Source organism: Chryseobacterium sediminis (assembly GCF_008386505.1).
Taxonomy (GTDB): Bacteria; Bacteroidota; Bacteroidia; order Flavobacteriales; family Weeksellaceae; genus Chryseobacterium; species Chryseobacterium sediminis.
In genome coordinates, this window is sequence record NZ_VUNZ01000001.1 from 339,762 (window position 1) to 358,739 (window position 18,978).

Here is an 18,978-nt window from a genome sequence, read left to right on the forward strand (position 1 = left end):
ATAATTACAATGCAACAAGGCACAGTAAAATTTTTCAATGAAGCAAAAGGCTTCGGATTTATTTCTCCTACAGACGGGAGTAAAGATATATTTGTACATTCTTCAGGATTAGACTCAAGATCAATCCGTGAAAATGATAAAGTCGTTTTCGATGTACAAAAGAGTGATAAAGGTTTAAATGCGGTTAATGTAAAACTGGCATAATTAAGCTTTAATATCATCTGTTTGAAATAAATATTATTTTCAATTTCAGTATTATATTTTTATATTTTTTTACAATTCAAAGTCCAGTAATCTTTGGAATTTGAGTATATTGTTTGAAAGAACATTGGTGTAAGTTAAATTACTTTTTATTTTCCATTATGTTCATTTACCTCTCACATCGACGTGAGAGGTTTTTCAAGGAAGAATTTCAATCAGTCTAAATAAAAAAGACAGACAAACATGATTATCATTAACAATTTTAGAGAGTATAAGGCTTTCGAAGGACAAATGGTCGGGTTTTCTGATTGGCATACCATAGATCAGAAGCAGATCAACAGGTTTGCAGAGGCAACCTTAGATGACCAGTGGATCCATATTAATAAAGAAAGAGCTGAAAAAGAAGGCCCGTTCAAATCTACAATTGCTCATGGCTATTTGCTTTTATCGCTGATCCCTTATCTCTGGAAACAAATTGCTGAGGTGAGAAATGTAAAAATGGAAATCAATTATGGGATTGAGAACCTTAAATTTGGCCAGGCTGTTCCTGTAGAGACTGACGTAAAACTACAGGCCACTGTGAAATCGGTGACAGATCTCAGAGGAACTATAAAAGTAGTAGTGGAAGCTAAACTTCTTATAAAGAATCATGCGAAACCCGCCTATACAGGGGATGTAATTTTTCTATATCATTTTTTATAATAGGAAGCCAGATTAAAAAAATTAAAATACGGGAAGCCTCCAATATCTTACTGTTTGGATTATGATACTAACATTTGATTAAATAACTTTTTCATATAAAATCATAGTGATCCAGTTTTATCACAAAATAATGTTCAATTGTTTTTTGAGCTTTTTTGCACATTGATAAAAGATCATTTCCTGATGTATTGTCGAAACTAAAGTCATCATGTGTTTTCACAATATATTCAGTTACTATTTCAATATTCATTAAATCAATTTCCGTTACATCGGTTTTCAACCTATGCTCTTCTTTGAAGAAAGGAATTTTACGGAAAATAGAATCGTTAAACCGAAAGAGATGTATTGTTTTCATTTCAAAAATATTTAATAAGATAAAAAAATTAGGTGGAGGTTCATTAAGAAAACTTATCTTTCATTTTTCTGCTGATCTCTCTTTTGGATAAGGTACGTTCTGATGGTAATGGGCACATACCACCTGAAAGGATGTATAATATGCTGTTCCAAAAATTATTTTTTCTATAGAATTTATGATTGTAGTTAGTTAATACTTTTAAGTATTCATGTTCATATTCTTTTGCTTCCTGTAATGTGTAATTTTTTGGAATATTTTTAATAATATCCATAGCAGTTTGGTTGAAGATTTTAGGCGAATATTTTTCTATAAAGTTCAATTCAAGCCTGCACATCCCAATAAGTGGAATGAGTAAAGAAAAAATTTCATCGTAAAAGTTACAAATATTTACTTTCCATGATGATCTTTCTTCTTCCGGTAAAATCTGAGTAGTCAATAGAATGAGTTTTTTATGGGTTACTTCCATTTCATCTGTATAGACTTCGTTTTGCTGCCAGAATATAGATGCATTGATTTTATTTTTTTTAGTAATATTTTCCAGTATATATTCAAACTGGATTCTAATATTCTGTATGTTCCCGCTCAGGTCTTCTAAAACAGACTGCCACAGGTTATGCTGGCTTAAACTACAGTATGTGCTAAATACCAATCTTGATCTGTTGATAAGCTGCTGTAATTCTTTTAACATTCTTAGAATCTCTTTAGCATCTCTTTCTAAGGTTATGTTTGTATTTCGTAGATAGAACAGCGAGGTAAACTGGGAATAATAGGATCTTCTTGAAATATTTTTTTTATTTCTGAGCCCTAATTTACTCTTTGGATGCTTAGTTAACTTTTTCATCAGAATTTTATTGTAAATCATTTTTCATGATAGCCCTTTTTTCAAAGGCCTTTTGCTGTATTATAAGGGAAATAAGATACTGTCTTAGATCTCTGATTGTTATATTTTTCTCTGTAAAAGAAAAAAATAGTGGTGTTTCGTCTAAAAGCTCATAGAGTTCAGGAAATTCTTTTTGAATTTCAACTGTTTTTTTTAATATCTTTTTCGTTAAAATAGATAGGGTATTCAGATTATTCATAGCCGCTTTTTATTATTGTTACGATCATCTTAAAGCGCTTATTTCCTTTTATAGAATGAGATTTATGGGCAGGAACGATAATGCATTCACCTTCTTCCATAAAGTAAGAAGCTCCGTCTATAATGATTTCAGCTTTACCTTCAATGATCTGTGCAACAGTATCAAAAGGAGAAATCTTTTCAGATAACCCTTCTTTGTCATCAAAAGATAAAATACTGATATTACCGGTCAGTTTTTCCAGTATATTTTTACTCACTACAGAATTTGGGATGTAATCTACAATCTGGCTTGTAATATATACTTTCGATTTTTCAAGTTCTCTATGATTCATCACTGTGGGTTTAAAGATAAAAAGAGCAGATGGTATTGTAAATAAAAGGGACAGAACTATCTAATATTCCATCCCTTTTACAGTAAAACTTTTGATAAATATATTTTTTCATTGGCTTTAACTGTCCTTGAAAACAATTTATGAAAGATTGATTTCTTTGATAATATTGAGAACTTCTTCACGGTTTTTTCTTAATCTGTTTCCGATTCTTTCCAGCATTTCCCTTTCTTTCCCTTCTTCAAGTTTCAGATCGTGGTCCGTTAATGTTGAAAATTTTTCTTTCAGTTGTTTTGACTGCTCAATCCAGGCTCCAGGAGTTTTGAAAAATTTGTCGCCTTTGTTTTGGTTTGTGTCCATAAGGTGGATTTTAGTGTAACTTCATTGCTACCATACAAAGATGGGTGTTTAATAATCTATTGTATTACAGATTGTTTCTTTTATGTTGCACATATCACACTTTTACAAAATTCCAGCTTCTTTTTAAGAATATGTAAGAGGGTTGATCATAAAAACAGTTGCTTTGATGGCTATTTATGAAGTAATGGAGATTTTTGAGCCTTAGGACATGATTACAAACCTAAAATACTACTATATAATTCCAAATAAGTGATTAATTAATCGTATCTTGCTGAATAACTACATTGAACTGATGATCCGGACTTTAAGTTCCGACCTATTCACTTTTTTCATTATTTGATATTTCCAGTATAACCTCTCTAGTCTGCTTCAAATCATTTATAGAAACTGTTTTGAAAAAGGGAATATAAATCTTGTGATTTTCTCCAAAGGACAATTCAATTGTAAAAAATATTATTGTTTTTATGAATATAAAAAAATATTTATGGATGTGGACTTTTTTAGTTCCTATCCTGGCGTGGCTTTCTTATGTTGGGAATACTATTTTTTCTTCAGGATATTATTCTGTGATTCTTGCTTTATTTTTGATGGGGAGTGTTTTGGCAGCAGTGTATCATTCCGAAGTTATTGCCCATCGCTTGGGAGAGCCATTTGGAACCTTGCTTCTGGCATTTGCCATTACGGTCATAGAAGTAGGACTTATTATTTCTATTATGATGGGAGCAAAAGGCTTGGAAACCATTACCCTTGCCAGAGATACGGTTTTTGCTGCCGTAATGATAATCCTTACCGGAATCATTGGGAGCTGTATTGTGATAGGTTCCTTAAGATACAGAGAGCAGAGCTTTACATTACAGGGAGTAAGTACGGCACTCATTACGCTAACGTCAGTTATTATTTTTGTGCTTATTCTCCCCAATTATACGGTGAGTCATCTCGGAGGCGAATATACATCCTTTCAATTGCTTTTTATCGCCTTGATTTCTTTAGGACTTTATCTCGGATTTACTATGATTCAAACGTTTAGACATCGAAGCTTTTTCATTTCTCCAGAGAATAAACTGTCCAAAAATCAGCCTGTACAAGATAATCATGAACTGATTTCCCGAAAACAATTGTATATCAGTTGTATATTGTTACTATTATCCCTGGGAATAGTCGTTTTATTGGCAAAGCTTCTTTCAAAGGATGTTGAGCATATAGTGGTTTCCGCAGGTGCCCCAAAATCACTTGTAGGTATCATTATTGCAGGTATTGTTCTTCTTCCGGAAGGACTGGCTGCATTCAGGGCTGCAAAAAGTGATCAGATCCAAACCTCATTAAATCTGGCCTTTGGTTCTGCTTTGGCCAGTATCGGACTCAGTATTCCTGCCATAGCTATCATATCTGTAATAACCGGTATAAGAATGACATTAGGAATAGATATTAAATCAACAATACTTTTAGGGCTGTCGCTTTTTATTATTACTGTTTCACTGGCAACTGGCAGAACCAATATTATGCAGGGAATTGTACTGATCGCTATATTTTTAATTTATCTCTTTATTACAATCGTACCATAAACTACTGTGTATTAATATCTAAATATGGCGATAATTAAAGGCTGTTATTTTGGAAAACAGAGCCTTGCCATGAGGTAACTGACTGTTGATTCTGCTCCCTGATTGAGATTAACATTTTTCTCTTCAAGCCCGTCATAACATCCGCCTGTTGCAGGGTTATAAATAATCTGATGTAAGTGATTCTTTCCTAAAAACCAACTAAAAGCATTTCTCATCATCTGCAGGTATTTTTCATCCTTAAAAACCTTATAGAATGTGGATAAGGCCAATATGGTATAAGCGACATCAATAGGCTGTTCACCACCAATTGATTCAGGGCTTTTAATCGTTTCTCTCTGCAGCCATCCTTTGTTGGATATTACTTTAATGGCTCCCTTACTAAATGTTTTAGAAAGCAAAAACTTGAACGATTCATTGGCAACCTGTTTATACATTTCGTCCTGGGTTGTAATCCACGCACACAATAAAGCTTCAGGGAGTACGCTGTTTCCATAGGTAAGGTAGCTTTCAAACCAATGCCAGTCTTTATGTTTCTCATGCTGATACATTTTTACCAGTCTGTTAGCCAGTTTTTTCAATAATGGAATATTGTTTTCAGAGTTTTGATAATGCAATCCCTTTATAATAAAAGCCATTGCACGTGTAGAATAAATTTTATCACTAGACGGAAGACTTTTTTCAATGATGGACTCTGCTTCATCAGAAAAAAGTCGTGGTAAGATTGCTTTTATAGAAAGAAGGTATCCCAATGCCCAGATTGCCCTGCCATTGGAGTCTTCAAGGTTGGTTTCGTAATTTTGTTGTGCAAATTCCTTATCTTTATTTACATAGTTGAGAAAACTACCATCCGGTTGTTGACAAAACTTTATTACATTCAGGTAGGTTGAGATTAAGTCAAGATCAGATTCATCTCTGCTTACTTCGTAATGTCTGCAGGCTACAATCAAAGCACGGGCATTATCGTCCAAAGTATACCCGGAATTGATATCAGGTTTGTTGATTTTAGAAAATTGGATCATTCCAAAATCCGTTGTCATATTTTTGATATGGCTAAGATTGATGATCGGGAATGTATAGTGTAATGTCATTTTGTCTTTGTTGTATTGTTGAAATAATAAGGCGTGTGAAATAGATGAATTCTCCCAGGCTGTGGGAGCCATTTTTTCCAGACTATTTGATCGTAATTTTTCCTGTGCGGTTTCATTTTTCAATAATGTATTCACGGCAGCAGCAAGCTGTTCCGGAGCTTCAAAATCAATAATAATTCCCAGATCTTCATTTAAGACTTCCACAGCATGAGGAATAGGGGTAGAAACAATAGGGCATCCACAGCTGATGGCATAGGAAAAAGTACCGCTTACTGCCTGATTTCTGTCTTTTGTAGTGAAAAGATAGATATTGGTAAGCTGAAGATAATCTAGCAACTCATTCAAAGGCAGATATTGGTTGATAAAGTACGTATGTTTTTCCAGATGAAGCCTCTTAATAGTATCCTGTAAAAAATCACGGTACTTTTCTCCTTCATATTTAATGATTCCGGGATGTGTCTTTCCGATAATCAGGAACATTACATCCGGATTTTGGGAAATGATTGCAGGCAGAGCTTCTAAAGTGGTTTCAATATTTTTCCCAGCACCCAGTAAACCAAATGTTGAAAGTACCTTTTTATCTTTAAATCCGTATTTTGTTTTCAGTGAAATTTTATCTATAAATGGCAGCAAATGGGTACCGTGGGGTATCACTTTAATTTTATCAGATGAAATATCATAATCATTGGTAAGGATATCCGCAGAAATACCGGTCATGACAATAATGGATTTTACGAAACTGCTGATTTCTTTTACTTTTTCTTTTAATTTGGGATCAGGTTTCGGTAGAACAGTGTGAAAAGTAATGATGAGGTCTTTCTGTAAATTTTGAAGGAAAAGGAGTAATCCGTCTTGGGTTTCGTTGAAAAATCCAAATTCATGCTGGAGCATAACCAGTTGAATCCTGTCATTTTTGTTGATTTTATCAGCCAGCTCCAAGTAAGATATGGCATCGGATGTATTTAAGCGATATGCTGGATCTGCTTCATATTGATAATGCTCATCCTCAGTTTCCATCGGGCAGGTAATGATGCTAAATGATTCTCTGAATTTTAACTTAAGGGATTGTATCAAATCCTGACAATAGGTCGCAATACCGCACACCTTAGGAGGAAAAGTACTTATAAAGATAATTTCAGGTTTATGATAAAATGTGTTTTTATTACTTTGTACAGATCGTCTTTTTGTCTTTTCCTCCACGTCTGATTTTATATTTTTATTCATGATGATATCTGTTTTAAAGTCTGACATCCTGTATTGAATCGTCAGTTATGGTGTGTACCGTAGTAATTCTTTCAGTAATTCTGAAATACTTAAAGAAGCAACAGCAATTCTTTGATCTGCTGCTCCATAGTAAACATGGAGTGTATCTCCTTCTACGATGGCTCCGGTAGGGAAGCAGACATTGTTTACTTCTCCTTTCTGTTCCCATTCTTCTTCGGGTTTGAAAAGAGGATAAGGAAGCCTTGAAATTTCCTTTTGGGGATTATCAAGATCCAGTAAAGCAGCACATGCACTGTAAACATACCCTTCAATGGTATCATGTACCCCATGGTATATCAAAAGCCATCCATGCTTGGTTTCTATAGGGGGACATCCTCCGCCAATATAGCTTACTTCATGCTCATATTTAGGAGATAATACAATATGTTCTTTAAAATGAAGGAAGTAATCTTTCCAGAAATCTGGATTCAGATCTTCAATGCTTTCTATACCTGCAATTTGGATATCAGGTCTTATGCGATGAAGAAAATAAAGCTTACCGTTAATTCTTCTTGGGAAAAATATGACATTTTTGTCCCAAAGAAAGATCTCTTTATCTTTTTTATGAGCAGACGGGAGTTTGTTGAAACGTTTGTATTTTTCTCCTATTTCACCTTGGGACTCCGATAAAAATCTAAACTTGTTATAGGGAATTTTGGAAACAATTATCCCCTGTTTTTGCCACGAAGTAAGATCCTCTGATACGGCAAGTGTTCCCAATGCGTTAACCCCATCATAACTTGTATAGGTAATATAAAATAAATGATCGATTTTTACGATTCTTGGATCTTCAACCCCATGCTTTTCATATTCAAACTCGGGAATGATCACCGGAATGCTCAATCTTGTTTCTATGGTCTTATAATCTGATAATATACAGTATCCGATACTGGAGAAATTATTTCTGGCAAGAGCCCTGTAGAATAAGTGTATTTTTCCGCTATCCTGAATGACAGCAGGGTTTAAAACACCCTCACTCTCAAAGTCTAAAGCTGTTTTTGTGAGTATAATTCCGTCTCGTTTTACAGATACCACTCAGTTTACGTTATTTCGGGCTTCTTGTTTCCTTCCTCTTCGTTTACTCATTTTATCCTCCCGTTTCTCTTTTGCGGATTTTGCGGGTGGCGTTTTATCTGATTTCTTTTTTCCGTCTTTTTCTTTTGACATTGTAATTTTTTTTGTTACCTGTAAATTTCAATCATTAAAAAAGGAAAGCTTTGCAATTGTCTTTTAATTTGTTGTATAAATCATAGATATTTCCGATTGAATAGACTAACTTTGAATAAATGGCTGTTAATGAAATAATTGGCCGGTATAAATCGTAAGGGAGATGAAGTTGTATATAAAATATATGGTAAGTTTGCGCTGCAAAATGGTTGTCCATCAGGAACTGGAAAAACTGGGCATTAAAAATGCTGTCGTCGATTTGGGAACAGTAGAATTGTTGGATGATATTAGCTCAGAAAAAAGACAAATCCTTAAAGAAAATTTACTTAAAACAGGACTTGAGGTATTAGATGATAAAAAAAGTATCCTGATAGAGAAAATAAAGAATGTAGTGATCGAAATGATTCATTATTCAGATGAACTTCCAAAAGAAAATTTCTCAGATTATATAAGCGAAAAATTAGGATATGACTATACTTATCTTGCGAATACCTTTTCTGAAGTGAAAGGAATGACACTCCAGCATTTTATCATTATTAATAAAGTAGAAAAGGTAAAAGAACTGCTGTTGTATGACGAACTGAATCTTACAGAAATTTCTTATAAACTCAACTACAGCAGTGTGGCCCATCTTTCTAACCAGTTTAAAAAGATCACAGGGCTTTCTCCTTCATTTTATAAGCAGTTGAAGCAAAGACGCCTTGGCAATCTGGAAGACTTATAAAAGGTGGGATATATGTAAGATTATTCCGGATATATATAGCTTAGTCTATACTGAAACGGCCATCTTTGTAGTATAATAATCAGGAATTTATCAGATCCATTAAAGTTTATATCACTATAAATAATGCAAATTTTAGACTGGAAAATATAGCAAACAGTTGAAAGTATACATCGTATATAATGCTGGTCTCCGGTATTAGAAAACATTGTAATAGTAAAAAAAACTAGGGAAAACGAATATACACCATGATAAAATTAATAGACTTACGGATTCTCAATTTTAATAATGAGCTTATTAAAATCTCTATAAAATAGGTAAATCTGTTTTCAAAAGGTTTTAATTAATTAAGGATAGGAACCTCTGGTTTCTGTCCTTTTTAACCCTATTGATATATATAATATTTCATCAACTGAATCTACAAAAAGAAATCTGTTTGAACATTCATGATTAAACATCATGTTTATATATAAAACAGACTTTCTTATTACCACCTTAACGCTAGAAATTATGAAAACAATACATCTTTTTCAATTTAAGAATTCTATTTCCCTAAAACATCCTTTTTTTAAGGAAGAATGCAGATTAGATAATTTAAATGATTTAATGGCTTATGATCTTATGAACACTGAAAAAATGACTGAGTTCATTATTGAGGTTCATGATGATTTTATTTTTGAGGATATGACCAGAGAAGATCTTTTGTCAATGTGCGAAAATGCAAAGGAAATGATTGAGCATTATTTTGTAACAACCATGAATGACTATGATGTTATCTGAGCATTGATTTCAGCAGTGTAAAAAGCTTTTGAGATTAACATTAAATTTTAGATGCAATAAAGTTTCAGCATATTGGATACTGGGTTATAATTATAATACAGGATTATTTCTTGAAATAGTAACGAAGGATACTGAATGAAAAGGAGAAATTGTTCTCTGCATTGATTGATGTCATTAGGAATGATAATTATTAGTCCTTTATTTAATATTTAAGTCTCAAAAGAAGATTTCCTTTAATATAACACTCAGATATTGCAGCTATTAACTTAATATATAATTATATAAAAATGGTTAATATTAGCTGTTACCTTTCTACATTATTTACAGATTTATTTTAAATAGTAAAAAACATAGCAATTGATGCTGTAGCCATAAAGAAAAAAGTGGCCCATAATAAAGTTTTTGAAAGCCGCCTGCTTTTAAACTCTCCCATAATATGCTCACTTGCAGATATTCGGATGATAAGAAACAACAGAGGTACTGCTGCTACTCCGTTGAGTACTGCGGTATAAACTAATGCTTTCACAGGATTAATTCCAATGAAATTCATACACAGACCGAGAAGTGTTGCGATAATAATAACCATATAAAAACCTGTTGCTTTTGTAAATTTCAGGTTTAAACTTGCATTCCAATTGAAAGCTTCTGAAACAGCATAAGATGCGGAGCCTGAGAGAACAGGCACAGCAAGTAATCCCAGCCCAATGATTCCAATGGCAAATATGATTTTTGATATCATTCCTGAATTTGGAAATGATTGTACTAAAGGTTCTAAAGCCTTCGCTGCGTCAGCGGCAGTATTAATATCTGTTATATGGGCACTATGCAGTACAGTTCCTCCAACTAATATAATACACCATGTTGTAAATTCAGAAATGACCATACCTATATTATTATCCTTTCTCATCGCATGAATATGACGCCATCCGATACTTGGTTTTCCATCTCTGATCAACCCTCTTTCATTTTCTTCTTCTACTTCCTGAGATGCCTGCCAAAAAAACATATAAGGTGTTATAGTCGTCCCAAAAACTCCAGTGATTATGAAAAGAAAATTGAATGAAAATTCAAAATGAGGAACCATAGAGGCTTTTAGTATTTCTTTCCATGGCTGATCAATCATGAAAGCTGTAAGGGGGTAGGCAAGAAGTGATAATGCCAGCCACTTAAGAACTTTTGAATATACGCGATAACTGGTGAAGACCTCTAATATAAGTATACTAATAGTAAAAAACAGCATCAGGATAACAATATCGGCAGGAATAATTAATTGTGCGGCAGCTGCCATTGCTCCAATATCCGCTCCGATATTGATCGTATTAGCAATAACAACAAGCCCTACCGAGCTATATAGGATTTTTTTACTGTAATGTTCTTTAATTACGCCTGTTAATCCTTTACCGGTAACTATTCCTATTCTTGCACAGGCTTCCTGTACTGCGATCATAAATGGTAGCATATAGAGTGCGGTCCATAGCTGCCCATAACCGAATTGGGCTCCTGTCTGAGAGTATGTAGCAATGCCAGAGGGATCATCATCAGCGGCACCTGTTGTCAGTCCTGGACCTAATAGGCCGAAGAATTTTTTAATCTTTTTTGTTTGATTCTCAACATTTTGTTTGATAGACATTGCTAAATTGTTTTTAAGTATAATATACTATTAATTAAGATATTTTTGTAGAAAATATCAGGTTCTTACTTTACTAAAGTTAATGTAAGACATCTGTAAGTATTCAGTTCAAGAAATATAGTGAGCTTTTGAAAAGTTGGGGAAATCCATTTTTAATCCATTTAAAATACCATGCTTACCCTCCCGAGCTTGTATTTCTTCATCTTTTCTGTTGTTTTTTAGTGATATAGCTAAATTATTTTTATTTGACATAAATTTCAGGATATTCTCTTTGCTTTTTATCTGTTTTTTCACTCACAATTATATAAACAGACATGCTTATGATTGCCGCGAAAAAACACCAAACAGAGAGTATGTAATGATCGTAAAAGATCTCTGAAACTATATAAGAAACCAAAATGGCTATACCAAAAAAGTGCATTCTTTTTAGTTGGGAAAAAAACGGAGGAGCAATTGTTGCCACGCCATATGATATAATACTATAATTCCTCAATGAAGCAGGATAGTTTTGGATGTAAGTAATATGATGACCCATAATCTTTGCTTCCACATGATATGATAAAAGACAATATGCCAAATAAATACTTACGATGATTCCTACACCTAATAATATCTTCTGTACTTTTTTTCGGGGCTCATTGTCCTCAAACATTAAAAGAGAAATAGGTACCCAAACGGGCCACAGAATCTCTGCAAAAAATAGAAATATAAAGGTTGCAGCCCGTTGCATAATGATATGATCTGGCTGGGGAAGGGTTAGCCAAAGTATTCCTTCTGTTAGCTGTTGGACTCCAAAAATAAATGGAATACATGCGAAAAGATGCTGTGAAGGATGGCGTGTTTTTTTTATACATGCTATACCAACAGCCGTGAGTGCTATACCTGCTGAAAAACTTGAAATTGCTGAAAAACACATTTGCTTTGGATTTTAAAAGTTATTTTTCGTGACTTTTTTACAGAATAATGTTAATCTTAATTGCTATTCATTATTGTTAAAACAAAGTCTGCTCTAATTTCACAATTCGCTGCTCTACAGCTTGAATAAAAGAGTCATATCTACGATGATAAATTATTGTTTGAATATTCATAATCTACCAATAGCCTATTATCTACATGCCGTATCCCAGGAGTTTTCCATGCAATACGACCGGCTTCTTCTTTTTGATACCATGAATTTACTGTTCCTGTTAAGATTACTGTAGCACCGGATACTTGAATGTGAACATCATTATTATAAAACGCCCAGTTCATGTTCATTGCATGTTCAATATCTTTTTGTTTAATATCATCCATTATGTCTGATATGATTTTTATATGATTGATTACCCCTTTTACGCCTGAAAGATACCGGATTGCATTTTGAGTAATTTCCCGTTGATAATCCCATTGCAATTCACCTTCCAAAGTCACCTGACCATTTTCTACAATTACTTTGATTTTGTTCTCTGGAATCAATGCATTGGATTTAAAAGTTTTTAAAATCTCTTTGGCAATTTCATCATCAGTTATTGATAAGGAATCTGGAGATTTAACGAGAATGTTTTCTACTAAAACTTTTACTCCAATAACTTTTTTTGCAGCATTCTCGGCCTCTATTTTTTTTGCATAATGATCAACTACTCCAGTAAGGGCAACGACACCGTCTTTTGCAGTCACCCCTATTTCTGCTGCATGTAGTAATGGCTCTCTTTTAATGGCATCCTGAACATTTTTTTGTAATTCTGTATTTGTCTTCATGATAACGTAATTTATCAATCAAAATTCCAGAAACTTGGGAAAAAATACGATGATATATATCACATTGAAACCTGATACTGGTCAAGAAGGGAAATTGAATTCGTATATAATAATTGCTTATTTTTAGATAACCTATTTATTTGTTATGTCTTACAATATACCCGAAGGTCTTACAGGTCTTACACATGATGAAGTGGTAGCTTCCCGGCAACGAAATGGATATAATCGTTTGGAAGGGGTCCATAAAAATACATGGTTTGATCTGGTCATTGATATTTTAAAAGAACCTATGCTGATCTTGCTTATCATTATTTCTGTCATTTATGTGATAGTGGAGGATTATGGTGAGGCTGCCTTTATGTTTGTGGCTATCGTAGCGGTAACTGCTATTTCTTTTTATCAGGATAATCGCAGTAAAAAAGCTCTTGAGGAACTTGAGAAGCTGAACGAACCTTTAAGTAAGGTCATCAGAAACTCCCAAATAGTAGAAATTCCAACCCATGAAATTGTTGTAGGTGATTTATGTGTTACTGAAGAAGGAAAAAATATAAATGCTGATGGAGTGATTGTGCACAGCAATGATTTCTCTGTGAATGAATCATCTCTTACGGGCGAAAGTTTTTCAGTTTTTAAGGATAGTAAATCCGAGGATAATCTTGTATATAGTGGTACGGTTACCGTTTCAGGTTTGGCGGTTTTTAAAGTTAAAAAAATAGGCTCAGAAACCCGCGTAGGAAAAATTGGGGAATCTATATTGAATATAAAAGAAGAAATATCACCATTACAATTCCAGATCGGAAAGTTTGTAAAATGGATGGCTGTCATTGGGGTCATTATTTTTTTGATGGTTTGTATCTTCAGTTATATTAAAACCGGAGATCTGGTTACGAGCCTGCTTAGTGGATTAACCCTGGCAATGTCTGTATTACCTGAGGAAATTCCTGTGGCATTTACAACTTTTATGGCCTTGGGAGCGTGGAAGCTTATGCGTCAGGGCATTATTATTAAGCGGAGCAGTATTGTAGAAACCCTGGGAAGTACCACGGTTATCTGTACTGATAAAACCGGAACCATTACTGAGAATTCGATGAAGCTTCAACATTTATATAATTACCTATCCGATACAATTTATGAAGAAAAAGAATTTAAAAATGATGATTTAAGTGAACTTATTGATTATGCAATGTGGAGTAGTGAGCCAGTCCCTTTTGACCCTATGGAAATCACTCTGCATAAAACGTATGACGAAACTCAAAAGAATGATTTACGAAAAGAATATAAAATGTTTCATGAATATCCGCTTGAAGGCAAGCCACCCATGATGACTCATCTTTTTGAGAATGAAAATAAAGATAGAATTATTGCAGCAAAAGGAGCTCCGGAAGCAATTTTGAATGTTTCCCGCCTTTCAGAGACAGAGAAAGAAAAGATAAGGGACATTATAAAAACATTTGGACAGCAAGGTTACCGCGTTTTGGGAGTTTCAAAGTCGCATTTTGTAGGGAACAATTTTCCCAAAAGACAGCAGGATTTTGTATTTGAATTTTTAGGGCTGGCTGTATTTTATGATCCTCCTAAAAAAGGAATAGAAGAGGTCTTTCAAAGTATTTATGATGCCGGTATTAAGGTAAAGGTTATAACGGGAGATAATGAAGATACAACCAAAGCAATTGCAATACAGGCAGGAATTATCAACACTACTCCTGCCATCAATGGTAGTGAAATAATGAATAATACTGAAGAAGCATTAATGGAAATCTCGGAAAAAACTACTTTATTTACCAGGATGTTTCCGGATGCGAAACTTGCAGTAGTCAATGCGCTGAAAAAGAAAGGCGAAGTGGTGGCTATGCTTGGAGATGGTGTAAACGATGGTCCTGCCTTAAAAGCAGCGCACGTTGGTGTTGCAATGGGAAGTAAAGGAACCGAAATTGCCAAATCAGCTGCTGCGTTGGTTATCACGAATGATGATTTGGAAAAACTGATTGTTGGAATTGCTGCAGGAAGGAGAATTTATAACAATATTAAAAAGGCGGTTCAGTATATTATTTCTATTCATATTCCTATTATACTGACGGTTTCCTTGCCTCTGTTTTTGGGATGGGTATTTCCGCACATATTTACTCCAGTACACGTTATTTTCCTTGAGTTAGTGATGGGGCCGACTTGTTCTATCGTTTATGAGAATGAGCCCATGGAAAAAAACACAATGAGGCAGCCGCCACGAGCCATCGGAGATACTTTTTTAAGTTTGAATGAGTTGGGAATCAGCTTTATTCAGGGGATCTTGATAACCCTCGGCGTTTTATTGGTCTATCAATTTACCGTTCAAAATGGAGGGGATGAAGACAAGACAAGAGCAATGGTATTCAGTACTTTGATCTTTGCCAACATATTACTGAGTTTTGTCAACCGATCATTCTTTTACAGTGTGGTGGAAAGTTTCAGAAACCGTAATCCCTTGCTTATTGGTATTTCTGCCTTAGTTTTGGGTTTGCTTTTTGCAATATTATACGTAAAGCCTATCTCTCAATTCTTTAAAGTAACAGCTCTTAATATAGGTGAATTGGGAATGACTGTTTTCATCGCAGCGGTTTCTGTCTTATGGTTTGAGATCTATAAGTACGTGAAGAGAATAGGAAAAGCAAAAGCATAGTGACTACTACCCACTCTTAAGAATACTATATTCTTGAAACTTATAGGAATGAATTAAGACAATGGAAATAAACAATTAATACTAATATAATGATAGGAAACCAACATCCGTGGCATGATGTTTCACCAGGAGAGCATCTGCCACAAATAGTTACAGCAGTTATTGAGATTCCCACCGGCAGCCGCACAAAATATGAAATAGACAAACTCTCGGGATTAATAAGATTGGATAGGATTCTTTTATCTTCCATGTATTATCCTGCCAATTATGGGATCATACCACAGACCTATTACAGTGATGGAGATCCGTTGGATATTGTTGTACTATGTTCGGAAAGCCTCGTTCCACTTACTCTGGTTAATGCAAGGGTAATAGGAATAATGGAGATGACGGACGAAGATAAAAAAGATCATAAAATAATAGCGGTGGCTGAAAATGATTCTTCTATGCTGCACATTCATGATATTGAAGATCTGCCGGCTTATACCATTAATGAGATTCAGAATTTTTTTGAAGAATATAAAAAATTAGAAGGGAAAACGGTACAGGTATTTGGTTTCAAAAATAAGAAAGAAGCTTTCAACTGTATTGAAGAAAGCTTAATGATGTATGCCAAAGAAATCAAACCTAAAATAAAAAATATTTAACTTAGTTGCCTTTCCGTGTATATTATAGTAGGTTGGTATGAATAAATAAATCATACCATTTTGAATGGATTAGGCAGCAATCATTTTTTTTGTTTTTCACTTTCTTTTTTCTTTTTATTAAAATAACCCCTTAGCAAAAAATTGTTCTTAGCGGCGGCCTCTATTTCTCTCAGTTCAACAACACCTTTTTCAATATTGACAATAGTGGAATCTACAGATTTCCCAAGTTTGGGATTGTTAGTAAGTTTCGATAATACATTTTCATCATTATTTATTTTAGACGTAAATTGAATAAGATCATCAGAGCTTTTTTCAAGATTGTGCAGTATCTTTTCTATTGAGAGAGCTAAAGAATCGTTGGAAGATAATTGAGAAAACATATTGTTTTTGTCATTTAGTTTTGTAGTGAAAATACTGATTTCACGAGAGCTGTTCTGTAAATTAGAAATGCTGCTTTCAATATTATCTGACCATTTCTTATCGGTAAATATTTTTGCAATAGTTCCGTTTTTATTATTCAGTATAAGGGTGAATTTTGCCAGTTCCTGAGAGCTTATCTGTAAATTTTCTATGGTTCTGTCAATGGTTGACGCAAAATCTTTATCGGTCATTATTTTTGTCAACAAGCTATTCTTATCATTCATTTTACTACTGAATTTAACCAGCTCATCAGTAATGGTCTTAGCGTTATCGGTACTTTGTTTTACACTCGAGAGTAGATCATCTATCTCGATGGTTTTATAAGAAGTAATGAAGTCATTATCCTTCACTATAGTCTTAGATTGTGGACCGGGGGTAATAATAAGTATCTTATCACCCATTAATCCGTCAGATGCAATGCTGGCAACTGCATCAGTTTTGATATATTTTTGAACATCCTTTCTAATTAATAACTTTACCAAAACCAATGAATCTGAAATAAAATCTATTTTGCTGACTGTTCCAATGTTAATTCCGGAAAGGCGGACATTACTGCCTTGCTTTAATCCGCTGACGTTTTTAAACTCAGAACGAAGAGCGAAGTTAGAGCCAAAGAAATTTCTGTTGATCCCAATAAAGTATATGGTTGTTATGAAAAGAAGGATGCCAATTGTGACAAAAATTCCCAATTTCCAGTTGTTTGATGACTCATTGTTCATGATTGTTCTATTTATTTTTCAAAAAAAGATTTTACCCAATCATCGGCATTATTTTCTATATCTATATAGCTGCCTTCGGCCTTAATTAGACCGTCCTTTAGGACGATGACTCTGTCACCGGTATATTTTGCACAGGTTAAATCATGTGTTATGATAATGGATGAGGTATTGTATTGTAGTTTGATATTTCGAATGAGCCCGATAATTTCACGAGCTGTGATGGTATCAAGACCTCCTGTCGGCTCATCATATATGATAATTTCAGGTTTAATGATTAGCGCTCTCGCCAGCCCAATTCTCTTTCTCATTCCTCCGGACAGTTCTGCCGGCAATAGGTCAATCGCTTCCTCCAGTCCTACATTTTGTAAAGCTTCTTTAACAGCTGTTTCTATTTCCTGTTCGGTAAGCATTTTATTATTGTGCTGCAACGTAAAAACTAAATTCTCTCTGACCGTCATTGAATCATATAAGGCTCCATTTTGGAATAAAAAACCAATTTTCATTCGGATCCGGTTGAGTCCTTCCTCATCCAATTTTGTTATATCCTTTCCTGATATTAATATTTCTCCTTTATCAACTTTGGTGAGACCTACTAGACATTTAACAGTAACTGACTTCCCCGAGCCCGATTTTCCTAAAATGACCAGGTTTTCTCCTCTTTTAACGGTAAAGCTGATTCCATTGAGTACCTTATTACTGCCATATGATTTGTAAACATTTTTAAATTCTATCAATGTCTCGCAGTTTTGTAATTCATTATACTCGGCTGTAAATTTTTCCCTATTTTCCATCATAATTCAAAAAATAAGTCGGTTATCTGTACGGCTATAAGATCAATGATAAAAATGATCAATGATGCTGAAACTACGGCTGAATTTGCCGCTTTTCCTACACTTTTAGTTCCCCCCGAAGCATTAAATCCTTCATAACAACCAATAATACCAATAAAAAATCCAAAAAAGAAGGTCTTAATGATAGCCGGTAAAATATCTTCATATTCTAACGATTGAAATACATGGGAAAAATAATGTTCAAGATTGCTTTTGCTATGCATATTGATGCCGATAAAGCCACCGATAATCCCAATCAGATCGGCATACAGTACTAAAACAGGAATCATTAATGTCGTAGCAAGAGTTCTGGTTATCACCAGGTACCGATATGGATTGATCGCTGAAACCTCCATGGCATCAATTTGTTCTGTGACTTTCATAGAACCCAGTTCTGCTCCAATTCCTGACGAAACTCTTCCTGCACAAATCAAAGCTGTAATAACCGGTGCAATTTCTCTTATTAATGACAGTGAAACCATACCGGGTATCATAGATTCTGCACCGAACCTTGCCATAGCCGGACGTGACTGTATAGTGAGCACCAATCCCATGATAAAAGCTGTTATCGTTACTAAAGGCAATGACTGGTAACCAACAACAAAACACTGTCGTATAAACTCCTTAAACTCAAATCCCGGTTTTAAAATTTCTTTAAAAAAGCGACGGGAGAATAAAGCTATATTGCCTGCGATGCTAAGATAATTTTTAAAATAGGTTTTCACGATGTTGG

20 protein-coding genes are annotated in these 18,978 nt (G+C 34.3%); 7 read left to right on the top strand and 13 right to left on the bottom strand.

Translation table 11 applies throughout. The features are described 5' to 3' along the window. Positions 1 to 9 precede the first annotated feature (9 nt). Positions 10 to 204, top strand: coding sequence for a cold-shock protein (locus FW780_RS01425; protein ID WP_002980989.1), 195 nt, complete (start codon positions 10 to 12; stop codon positions 202 to 204). Between the two features lie 240 nt (positions 205 to 444). Further along, the gene (locus FW780_RS01430) at positions 445 to 903 is read left to right on the top strand and encodes a MaoC family dehydratase (RefSeq protein ID WP_002980988.1); all 459 of its coding nucleotides are present in this window, start codon (positions 445 to 447) and stop codon (positions 901 to 903) included. 91 nt (positions 904 to 994) lie between these two features. On the opposite strand, the gene FW780_RS01435 is transcribed toward FW780_RS01430, so the two are convergent. The 5 genes from FW780_RS01435 to FW780_RS01455 form a co-directional block, all read right to left on the bottom strand. Beyond that, positions 995 to 1,258, bottom strand: a complete 264-nt coding sequence (locus FW780_RS01435) for a hypothetical protein (protein WP_034692165.1) — start codon at positions 1,256 to 1,258, stop codon at positions 995 to 997. A 43-nt stretch (positions 1,259 to 1,301) separates the two neighbouring features. Further along, positions 1,302 to 2,099, bottom strand: coding sequence for a hypothetical protein (locus FW780_RS01440; protein WP_149831874.1), 798 nt, complete (start codon positions 2,097 to 2,099; stop codon positions 1,302 to 1,304). Positions 2,100 to 2,106: 7 nt separating this feature from the next. Beyond that, positions 2,107 to 2,337, bottom strand: coding sequence for a hypothetical protein (locus tag FW780_RS01445; protein WP_034692167.1), 231 nt, complete (start codon positions 2,335 to 2,337; stop codon positions 2,107 to 2,109). Continuing rightward, on the bottom strand, positions 2,330 to 2,668 hold the full coding sequence (locus tag FW780_RS01450; protein WP_034692168.1) for a cupin domain-containing protein: 339 nt from the start codon (positions 2,666 to 2,668) through the stop codon (positions 2,330 to 2,332). The genes FW780_RS01445 and FW780_RS01450 overlap by 8 nt, the downstream gene beginning before the upstream one ends. Positions 2,669 to 2,806: 138 nt before the next feature. Beyond that, positions 2,807 to 3,025 (bottom strand): hypothetical protein, encoded by a 219-nt coding sequence (locus FW780_RS01455; RefSeq protein ID WP_034692169.1) that lies wholly within the window; start codon positions 3,023 to 3,025, stop codon positions 2,807 to 2,809. A gap of 464 nt (positions 3,026 to 3,489) precedes the next feature. On the opposite strand from FW780_RS01455, the gene FW780_RS01460 reads away from it, so the two are divergent. Beyond that, complete coding sequence (locus tag FW780_RS01460; protein WP_149831875.1) at positions 3,490 to 4,587, top strand: calcium:proton antiporter; 1,098 nt, start codon at positions 3,490 to 3,492, stop codon at positions 4,585 to 4,587. A gap of 44 nt (positions 4,588 to 4,631) precedes the next feature. On the opposite strand, the gene FW780_RS01465 is transcribed toward FW780_RS01460, so the two are convergent. Then, on the bottom strand, positions 4,632 to 6,899 hold the full coding sequence (locus FW780_RS01465; RefSeq protein WP_241676821.1) for a glycosyltransferase: 2,268 nt from the start codon (positions 6,897 to 6,899) through the stop codon (positions 4,632 to 4,634). A gap of 45 nt (positions 6,900 to 6,944) precedes the next feature. After that, positions 6,945 to 7,973 (bottom strand): glycoside hydrolase family 130 protein, encoded by a 1,029-nt coding sequence (locus FW780_RS01470; RefSeq protein WP_034692173.1) that lies wholly within the window; start codon positions 7,971 to 7,973, stop codon positions 6,945 to 6,947. Between the two features lie 295 nt (positions 7,974 to 8,268). Between FW780_RS01470 and FW780_RS01475 the strand changes: the two genes are divergently transcribed. Together FW780_RS01475 and FW780_RS01480 are read left to right on the top strand one after the other, a co-directional pair. After that, positions 8,269 to 8,829 (top strand): helix-turn-helix domain-containing protein, encoded by a 561-nt coding sequence (locus FW780_RS01475; RefSeq protein WP_202971510.1) that lies wholly within the window; start codon positions 8,269 to 8,271, stop codon positions 8,827 to 8,829. Between the two features lie 507 nt (positions 8,830 to 9,336). Then, a complete protein-coding gene (locus tag FW780_RS01480; RefSeq protein WP_050791153.1) occupies positions 9,337 to 9,606 on the top strand; it encodes a hypothetical protein in 270 nt (89 codons plus the stop codon). 334 nt (positions 9,607 to 9,940) lie between these two features. Here FW780_RS01480 and FW780_RS01485 read toward each other — a convergent pair whose 3' ends face one another. From FW780_RS01485 to FW780_RS01495, 3 genes are all read right to left on the bottom strand, one after another. After that, on the bottom strand, positions 9,941 to 11,236 hold the full coding sequence (locus FW780_RS01485) for an NRAMP family divalent metal transporter (RefSeq protein WP_034692175.1): 1,296 nt from the start codon (positions 11,234 to 11,236) through the stop codon (positions 9,941 to 9,943). 241 nt (positions 11,237 to 11,477) lie between these two features. Next, complete coding sequence (locus FW780_RS01490; protein WP_149831877.1) at positions 11,478 to 12,152, bottom strand: DUF6629 family protein; 675 nt, start codon at positions 12,150 to 12,152, stop codon at positions 11,478 to 11,480. Between the two features lie 140 nt (positions 12,153 to 12,292). Further along, positions 12,293 to 12,973 (bottom strand): BON domain-containing protein, encoded by a 681-nt coding sequence (locus FW780_RS01495; protein WP_149831878.1) that lies wholly within the window; start codon positions 12,971 to 12,973, stop codon positions 12,293 to 12,295. A 145-nt stretch (positions 12,974 to 13,118) separates the two neighbouring features. Here FW780_RS01495 and FW780_RS01500 point away from each other — a divergent pair, with 145 nt between their 5' ends. Further along, on the top strand, positions 13,119 to 15,629 hold the full coding sequence (locus tag FW780_RS01500; protein WP_149831879.1) for a cation-translocating P-type ATPase: 2,511 nt from the start codon (positions 13,119 to 13,121) through the stop codon (positions 15,627 to 15,629). 89 nt (positions 15,630 to 15,718) lie between these two features. Beyond that, on the top strand, positions 15,719 to 16,276 hold the full coding sequence (locus tag FW780_RS01505; RefSeq protein ID WP_149831880.1) for an inorganic diphosphatase: 558 nt from the start codon (positions 15,719 to 15,721) through the stop codon (positions 16,274 to 16,276). 80 nt (positions 16,277 to 16,356) lie between these two features. Here FW780_RS01505 and FW780_RS01510 read toward each other — a convergent pair whose 3' ends face one another. From FW780_RS01510 to FW780_RS01520, 3 genes are read right to left on the bottom strand one after another with little or no spacing between them, the layout of a single operon-like run. After that, positions 16,357 to 17,415, bottom strand: a complete 1,059-nt coding sequence (locus FW780_RS01510; RefSeq protein WP_149831881.1) for an MlaD family protein — start codon at positions 17,413 to 17,415, stop codon at positions 16,357 to 16,359. An 11-nt stretch (positions 17,416 to 17,426) separates the two neighbouring features. After that, positions 17,427 to 18,206, bottom strand: a complete 780-nt coding sequence (locus FW780_RS01515; RefSeq protein WP_149833786.1) for an ABC transporter ATP-binding protein — start codon at positions 18,204 to 18,206, stop codon at positions 17,427 to 17,429. Next, the gene (locus tag FW780_RS01520; protein ID WP_149831882.1) at positions 18,206 to 18,970 is read right to left on the bottom strand and encodes an MlaE family ABC transporter permease; all 765 of its coding nucleotides are present in this window, start codon (positions 18,968 to 18,970) and stop codon (positions 18,206 to 18,208) included. The genes FW780_RS01515 and FW780_RS01520 overlap by 1 nt, the downstream gene beginning before the upstream one ends. Positions 18,971 to 18,978 lie beyond the last annotated feature (8 nt).